Origin of the sequence: Phytobacter massiliensis JC163, from assembly GCF_000321045.1 — a bacterium.
GTDB lineage: Bacteria > Pseudomonadota > Gammaproteobacteria > Enterobacterales > Enterobacteriaceae > Phytobacter_A > Phytobacter_A massiliensis.
Map to the genome: position 1 here is coordinate 30286 of NZ_HE578952.1, position 2061 is coordinate 32346.

Sequence of the window (2061 nt, forward strand, 5' to 3'; positions counted from 1 at the left end):
CACGCCGTGCCTGCACGCTAGCCCGGCCGCGTCGTCTCTAAGGGTTCGCTGTCGCCGTCATCCTCACCCGTTCCCCGCTGTTCACGGTGCATTCAGCCCGCTCACAGCGGCGCGTGCGGCCTGCGGTGACGCCCTTTTCGCCTGCCGCTTAATGCCGGGCTTTTGTGCCGGCACGGCGCAAGAGGGTGCCGCATATCAGAGAGGAGAGTGCTATGTCCCGTTTTATCCTGGGTGCCTGAGCCGGACTTCACACCGGAAGAACAGGTGCGCTACGAGATGCTGAGCGATGCTGTCGATGCGTCTGAGAACTACGACGATGAAAATGCACTCCAGCAGCAACTGGAAGACCTCGAGGCCGCTGCGGTCAACCGCCAGTTAACACCCGAATTTAAGGCCGGGTTAGGTGTGGTCGTCTCGATCAACCGCTGCACGGGTGAACTGGAAATCCAGCGAGCCATCGGGAAAGTGGAGAAGCGACCGGAGACGGCGGCGAATACAGCTTCCGGCAGCACCGCCACGATCAACACAGAGCAGAGCGGAGTGATCACGATGCGCCCCCCGGTGCTTCGCGCCGACAGTTACGCCGCAACACTCGTTGAAGCCATGTCTTCGGAGCGCACCCTTGCTGTTCAGGCCGTGCTGGCCTCTACGCCCGGCGTGGCGATGGCGCTCCTGACCTGGAAATTCTGCCGCGAGGTGTTTGACGGAGAATGGTGCACGAATGTCCAGGACCCGCTGCGTATCAACCTGCATGAACAAACGCTTGTAATGCGAAGTGATGCGCCGTCAGGCGAAGAAGGTGCGGCATGGCTCGCGATTCAGGCGCGGCAGGCTGAGCTTCAGGCCATGCTCCCGGTGAACTGGAAACAGGATTTCACCTGGCTGCTTGAATGGTCAGACGAAGATGTCCGGAAACTGCTGGCCTTCTGTGTCGCCACGGCGGTCGACGGGAAGCAGAAACGGGCGAACAGCCGCACTGACCGCAGCCCACTGGAAACGCTGGAAACCGCGCTCAATATCGACCTGTACGACTGGTGGCAACCGACCGCTGAAAATTATTTCAGCAAAATAACCAAAGACCAGATTTCAGAGGCGGTGCATGACGCCGGATTCTCCGGGCGCGCCCGCGACCTGATGAAACTCAAAAAAGCCGATGCCGCTGAGCTTGCAGAGGCCACCCTCGCAGACACGCGCTGGGTACCTGACTGGATGACCCGTCCGCAGGCCACAAAAGCCGAAGACCGCACCGACACCACTGAAACCGCAACCGATACTGCCCACGCTGCATAACAGGAGACGGCTGCCCTTCGGGGCAGCCAGGAGAACATAACGATGAAATACACGCTTGAGTCCCTGAATATGATGATCCCCGCCGACCTTGAAGGCGTGCGCGAACGGGGTGACGAGTATCGCCGTGTGCTCACGGATTCCGTTATCAGCCTGCTGACCACCCCGGCAGGCTGGGAAGTGAACGGCGAGTACCGCACTGAATTTGGCGGCCTGAGCCCGGTGCAGCTGCGTTACGCGCCGCATGACAGTCAGGAATTTTTCCTCTGTGTCTGCAGTCCGGGCGAAGCGCTGCCGGAGTGGACCGTGTTTCTGCTCGCCGGAGACGGTTTGATGCTGCGTTTTCTGCACCACACCGACCAGTTGCAACCGGAAGCCGTCAGCAACCTGCTGGCGCAGGTTGCCGGAATGAGCCGCTTTAACTGCACTGCCGCGACCGTGGTGGATTTACTGGCAGGGGAGGTGGCAGCATGATCGCCTCTCATCTCTCTCTCGTGACGCTCAACCCGGCGCGGCAGGCCGCCCTGCAGGCCATAGCAGAAGTCGAACAGCGTCAGGAAGACAATAAGCGCCTGCCGTCTGAAAATCCCCATGCGCGGGCCTTTATGCGCCGCCTCACGGGCAGCAGCCGCCTCAATGCCCGGTCAGCGCAGCAGATCCCGGGGCTGGCCTGGGACCCGTCTTTTAAGCTCTGGACGCTGAAAATGCTGGAAGACGAACTGGAGCGGTTTCTGCGCAGCCGGGGGGAATACTGCTTTTCGCCCCTGACGTCCG

General features: G+C 61.0%; 3 protein-coding genes. All 3 read left to right on the plus strand.

Features of this window, described 5'->3' with window-relative positions; translation table 11 throughout:
• Window positions 1-264 precede the first annotated feature (264 nt).
• Window positions 265-1290, plus strand: coding sequence for a chromosome partitioning protein (locus ENTHG_RS23165; RefSeq protein ID WP_145973686.1), 1026 nt, complete (start codon window positions 265-267; stop codon window positions 1288-1290).
• Window positions 1291-1332: 42 nt separating this feature from the next.
• Window positions 1333-1761 carry a conjugation system SOS inhibitor PsiB gene (gene psiB, locus ENTHG_RS23170; protein ID WP_237567532.1) on the plus strand — a complete coding sequence of 143 codons (429 nt, stop codon included), beginning with the start codon at window positions 1333-1335 and terminating at the stop codon, window positions 1759-1761.
• The coding region (locus ENTHG_RS23175) for a plasmid SOS inhibition protein A (protein ID WP_161624536.1) at window positions 1758-2061 on the plus strand (304 nt) is incomplete at its 3' end. The genes psiB and ENTHG_RS23175, both read left to right, overlap by 4 nt.

Excerpts from the sequence above, each read along its gene's own strand:
- psiB (WP_237567532.1), top strand. The coding sequence starts at position 1,333 with ATGAAATACACGCTTGAGTCCCTGAATATGATGATCCCCGCCGACCTT.